Genomic DNA, 5,442 nt, shown 5'->3' with positions numbered 1-5,442 from the left:
GCTTGATCGAGTTGCCCCAAGCGGAAGACCGGATGGTTGGATGTGCGGGTTGTGCCCGAAACTTGAGAACTCAACAGCGTGTCTAAAGTCAATGCCAAGTTTTACCCGTGGCTATTGCAGTGGATCCCTTTTTTGGGGGTTTGTTGTGGTGGTTATGGTTTCTTTGAGTAGATTATTGATTGTCAGAATTTGTTTCTGATTTGTCAGTGGTTGAGCTTGTTGATGTGACGACGTTGCCATCTTTTTGGGTGGTTGTCGATATTTTTCAACGGAGAGTTTGATCCTGGCTCAGGACGAACGCTGGCGGCGTGCTTAACACATGCAAGTCGAACGGTAAGGCCCTTCGGGGTACACGAGTGGCGAACGGGTGAGTAACACGTGAGTAACCTGCCCCAGTCTCTGGGATAACCGCCGGAAACGGTGGCTAATACTGGATATTCAGCTTCTGCCGCATGGTGGTTGTTGGAAAGCTCCGGCGGATTGGGATGGGCTCGCGGCCTATCAGCTTGTTGGTGAGGTAGTGGCTCACCAAGGCTTCGACGGGTAGCCGGCCTGAGAGGGCGACCGGCCACATTGGGACTGAGATACGGCCCAGACTCCTACGGGAGGCAGCAGTGGGGAATATTGCACAATGGGCGCAAGCCTGATGCAGCAACGCCGCGTGCGGGATGACGGCCTTCGGGTTGTAAACCGCTTTCAACGCAGACGAAGCGAAAGTGACGGTATGCGTAGAAGAAGCACCGGCCAACTACGTGCCAGCAGCCGCGGTGATACGTAGGGTGCGAGCGTTGTCCGGAATTATTGGGCGTAAAGAGCTTGTAGGCGGTTTGTTGCGTCAGAAGTGAAAACTCAGTGCTTAACACTGAGCCTGCTTCTGATACGGGCAGACTAGAGGAAGTTAGGGGAGAACGGAATTCCTGGTGGAGCGGTGGAATGCGCAGATATCAGGAGGAACACCGGTGGCGAAGGCGGTTCTCTGGGACTTTCCTGACGCTGAGAAGCGAAAGCGTGGGGAGCAAACAGGCTTAGATACCCTGGTAGTCCACGCCGTAAACGGTGGGTACTAGGTGTGGGTCACATTCCACGTGGTCCGTGCCGCAGCTAACGCATTAAGTACCCCGCCTGGGGAGTACGGCCGCAAGGCTAAAACTCAAAGGAATTGACGGGGCCCCGCACAAGCGGCGGAGCATGCGGATTAATTCGATGCAACGCGAAGAACCTTACCTGGGTTTGACATATGCCGGAAACATCCAGAGATGGGTGCCCCTTTTTGGTCGGTATACAGGTGGTGCATGGCTGTCGTCAGCTCGTGTCGTGAGATGTTGGGTTAAGTCCCGCAACGAGCGCAACCCTCGTCCAATGTTGCCAGCACGTTATGGTGGGGACTCATTGGAGACCGCCGGGGTCAACTCGGAGGAAGGTGGGGATGACGTCAAGTCATCATGCCCCTTATGTCCAGGGCTTCACGCATGCTACAATGGCCGGTACAATGAGCTGCGAGCCTGTAAGGGTGAGCGAATCTCAAAAAGCCGGTCTCAGTTCGGATTGGGGTCTGCAACTCGACCCCATGAAGTCGGAGTCGCTAGTAATCGCAGATCAGCAACGCTGCGGTGAATACGTTCCCGGGGCTTGTACACACCGCCCGTCAAGTCATGAAAGTCGGTAACACCCGAAGCCGGTGGCCCAACCCCTTGTGGGAGGGAGCTGTCGAAGGTGGGACTGGTGATTAGGACTAAGTCGTAACAAGGTAGCCGTACCGGAAGGTGCGGCTGGATCACCTCCTTTCTAAGGAGCATGTACAGGGCTTTCGGGTCTTGTCATTCACCCGGTTCCACAGCATGTGTTTGTGGCCGTGGTGGCTCTGGATTGTGGAACATTGACTGATGCATTCATATCGTGTGGATTCGTGCTAGTACTGCCCTTTTGGGTGTGGAATGTGGGGGTTTGTGGGGTGTGGGTGTGACACGCTGTTGGGGTTCTGAGGGGTCGGTCACGTTGTGGCGCCTTCTGAGTCGAGCCATGGATCGAAGCCGTGTTGTGCGGTGGTTGGTTGTGGTGTCGCCCGTATTTTGAGAACTGCACAGTGGACGCGAGCATCTTTGTAGGATTTTACAAGCTACTAAGTGCGATCGGTGGATGCCTAGGCACCAAGAGCCGATGAAGGACGTTGTAACCTGCGATAAGCCCTGGGGAGCTGGTAAACGAGCTGTGATCCGGGGATTTCCGAATAGGGAAACCTTGAAGTTACCGGAGTTGTGTCCGGCAACCTCTACCTGAATGTATAGGGTAGTTGGAGGGAACGTGGGGAAGTGAAACATCTTAGTACCCACAGGAGAAGAAAACAACCGTGATTCCGTGAGTAGTGGCGAGCGAAAGCGGAGGAGGCCAAACCGTGTGTGTGTGATAGCTGACAGGTGTTGCACATGCGGTGTTGAGGGGCCACTTTGGTAGGACTGTCATCCTGCCGGCAAGTGAGAAATGATCAGTGAAGGCGAATCAGTTGGGAAGCTGGACCGTAGCGGGTGATAGTCCCGTAGTCGTATGCTGGTCACTTGTGAGTGTTACCCCAAGTAGTGCGGAACCCCTGAAATTCCGCATGAATCTGGCGGGACCACCCGTTAAGCCTAAATACTCCTTGGTGACCGATAGCGGACAAGTACCGTGAGGGAAAGGTGAAAAGTACCCCGGGAGGGGAGTGAAATAGTACCTGAAACCGATCGCATACAATCCGTCGGAGCCCTTCGGGGTGACGGCGTGCCTTTTGAAGAATGAGCCTGCGAGTTAGTGGTGTGTGGCGAGGTTAACCCGTGTGGGGTAGCCGTAGCGAAAGCGAGTCCGAACAGGGCGGTATAGTCGCACGCTCTAGACCCGAAGCGTAGTGATCTATCCATGGCCAGGTTGAAGCGACGGTAAGACGTCGTGGAGGACCGAACCCACTTGGGTTGAAAACCGAGGGGATGAGCTGTGGATAGGGGTGAAAGGCCAATCAAACTACGTGATAGCTGGTTCTCCCCGAAATGCATTTAGGTGCAGCGTCGCGTGTTTCTTTCCGGAGGTAGAGCACTGGATGGTCTAGGGGGCCCACAAGCTTACCGAAATCAGCCAAACTCCGAATGCCGGGAAGTGAGAGCGTGGCAGTGAGACTGCGGGCGATAAGGTTCGTAGTCGAGAGGGAAACAGCCCAGATCATCAGCTAAGGTCCCTAAGCGATAACTAAGTGGAAAAGGATGTGGAGTTGCGCAGACAACCAGGAGGTTGGCTTGGAAGCAGCCACCCTTGAAAGAGTGCGTAATAGCTCACTGGTCAAGTGATTCCGCGCCGACAATGTAGCGGGGCTCAAGTTATCCACCGAAGCTGTGGCACTCACACATTAACCTCCCTTCGGGGCAGGTGTGTGGGTGGGTAGGGGAGCGTCGTGTGCGCGGTGAAGCGGCGGGGTGACCCAGTCGTGGAGAGCACACGAGTGAGAATGCAGGCATGAGTAGCGAATGACGGGTGAGAAACCCGTCCGCCGAATATCCAAGGGTTCCAGGGTCAAGCTAATCTGCCCTGGGTAAGTCGGGACCTAAGGCGAGGCCGACAGGCGTAGTCGATGGACAACCAGTTGATATTCTGGTACCGGCGAAACAACGTCCATGCTGAATCATCTGATGCTAAGCACGCGAGCTGTCACGGATCCTTCGGGTGATGTGGTGGTGAGTCTGTGAACCGAGGGTGTAGTAGGCAAGCTGCGGAGGGACGCAAGAAGGTAGCCCATCCCGGGCGATGGTTGTCCCGGGTCAAGTGTGTAGGGTTGACGGTAGGCAAATCCGCCGTCTGTGTGCCTGAGACATGATGAGGAGCCAGATTTTTCTGGTGAGTGGGTGATCCTATGTTGCCTAGAAAAGCTTCGTGAGCGAGTTGTGAGCCGCCCGTACCCTAAACCGACACAGGTGGATAGGTAGAGAATACCAAGGCGATCGAGAGAATCATGGTGAAGGAACTCGGCAAAATACCCCCGTAACTTCGGGATAAGGGGGACCTGATGCGTTGAGCCACTTGCTGGTGAAGGCGTTGAGGGTCGCAGAGACCAGGCCCAAGCGACTGTTTACTAAAAACACAGGTCCGTGCCAACTTGAAAGAGGATGTATACGGACTGACTCCTGCCCGGTGCTGGAAGGTTAAGGGGAACTGTTAGACGCACGTCGAAGCGGTGAACTTAAGCCCCAGTAAACGGCGGTGGTAACTATAACCATCCTAAGGTAGCGAAATTCCTTGTCGGGTAAGTTCCGACCTGCACGAATGGAGTAACGATTTGGGCGCTGTCTCCACCATGAACTCGGCGAAATTGCAGTACGAGTAAAGATGCTCGTTACGCGTAGTAGGACGGAAAGACCCCGGGACCTTTACTATAGTTTGGTATTGGTGTTCGGTACAGCTTGTGTAGGATAGGTGGGAGACTGTGAAGCGGCCACGCCAGTGGTTGTGGAGTCATCGTTGAAATACCACTCTGGCTGTTCTGGATATCTAACCTAGGACCATGATCTGGTTCAGGGACAGTGCCTGATGGGTAGTTTGACTGGGGCGGTCGCCTCCCAAAAGGTAACGGAGGCGCCCAAAGGTTCCCTCATCCTGGTTGGCAATCAGGTGTTGAGTGTAAGTGCACAAGGGAGCTTGACTGTGAGACCGACAGGTCGAGCAGGGACGAAAGTCGGGACTAGTGATCTGACGGTGGCATGTGGACGCGCCGTCACTCAACGGATAAAAGGTACCCCGGGGATAACAGGCTGATCTTGCCCGAGCGCTCACAGCGACGGCATGGTTTGGCACCTCGATGTCGGCTCGTCGCATCCTGGGGCTGGAGTCGGTCCCAAGGGTTGGGCTGTTCGCCCATTAAAGCGGCACGCGAGCTGGGTTTAGAACGTCGTGAGACAGTTCGGTCCCTATCCACTACGCGCGTAGGAATCTTGAGAAGTGCTGTCCTTAGTACGAGAGGACCGGGACGGACTAACCTCTGGTGTGCCAGTTGTTCTGCCAAGAGCACGGCTGGTTGGCTACGTTGGGAAGTGATAACCGCTGAAAGCATCTAAGCGGGAAGCACGCTTCAAGATGAGGGTTCCCACAATGTTAAGTTGGTAAGGCCCCCTGTAGACCACGGGGTTGATAGGTCGGATGTGGAAGCACAGCAATGTGTGGAGCTGACCGATACTAATAGGCCGAGGGCTTGTATTCCTACAAAGATGTTACGCGTCCACTGTGTTGTTCCCGAGATACGGTCGGGAACCGTTCACCACACCTGGTGTGGTGGGTTGGTTGTGAGACTGATATTTCAATAGTGTTTCGGTGGTCATGTCAAAAGGGAAACACCCGGTCCCATTCCGAACCCGGAAGTTAAGCCTTTTAGAGCCGATGGTACTGCAGGGGGGACTCTGTGGGAGACTAGGACACCGCCGGACTTACAAA

Annotated in this window: 3 rRNA genes; all 3 read left to right on the top strand. The window is 54.9% G+C overall.

What is annotated here, in order from left to right:
• Positions 1 to 265 precede the first annotated feature (265 nt).
• The 3 genes from AAEX57_RS16070 to rrf all read left to right on the top strand — a co-directional run bounded on the left by AAEX57_RS16070 (position 266) and on the right by rrf (position 5,435).
• A 16S ribosomal RNA gene (locus tag AAEX57_RS16070) occupies positions 266 to 1,785 on the top strand.
• 324 nt (positions 1,786 to 2,109) lie between these two features.
• A 23S ribosomal RNA gene (locus tag AAEX57_RS16065) occupies positions 2,110 to 5,211 on the top strand.
• 107 nt (positions 5,212 to 5,318) lie between these two features.
• Positions 5,319 to 5,435, top strand: a 5S ribosomal RNA gene (gene rrf, locus AAEX57_RS16060).
• Together the 16S, 23S and 5S rRNA genes form the textbook arrangement of a ribosomal RNA operon.
• Positions 5,436 to 5,442 lie beyond the last annotated feature (7 nt).

Source organism: Luteococcus sp. H91 (assembly GCF_038433135.1).
GTDB lineage: Bacteria > Actinomycetota > Actinomycetes > Propionibacteriales > Propionibacteriaceae > Luteococcus.
The sequence above is the reverse complement of the archived record's forward strand: the minus strand, read 5'-3'. Positions and strand labels throughout refer to the sequence as shown.